Here is a 381-nt window from a genome sequence, read left to right on the forward strand (position 1 = left end):
GCACCGAGGCCAGGCCATTGTCGAGCGTATAGCTGTAGCTGCCGTCGCTGTTGAGATGCAGCGTGCCATAGGTGCCGACCAGGTCGTTGCCGACATTGCCAGCCGAGCCGTTGACGGCGCTGACGCTGTGCGTGTCGCCATTGTCGACATCGGTGTCGTTGGAAAGCACATTGCCGCTCACCGGATTGGGATCGGCCAGCGTGTTGGTGTCTTCCTTCACCGCCGCCGCATCGGCCACCGCCACCGGCGCATCGTTGGTGCCGGTGATGGTGATGGTCAGGTTGGCGGACGAAGAGCCGCCGTGGTTGTCCGAGTTGGTGTAGCTGAAGACGTCGGTGACGGTGGCGCCTTCGGCAAGCTGCTGCACCGAGGCCAGGCCAT

The 381-nt window shown here is 64.0% G+C and carries 1 protein-coding gene; it reads right to left on the bottom strand.

From position 1 onward, the window contains the following. Positions 1–381 (bottom strand): Ig-like domain-containing protein (locus EN845_RS34010; RefSeq protein WP_210235530.1); only part of this gene is annotated, 381 nt, incomplete at both ends.

Source organism: Mesorhizobium sp. M8A.F.Ca.ET.202.01.1.1, from assembly GCF_004791595.1.
Classification (GTDB): domain Bacteria; phylum Pseudomonadota; class Alphaproteobacteria; order Rhizobiales; family Rhizobiaceae; genus Mesorhizobium.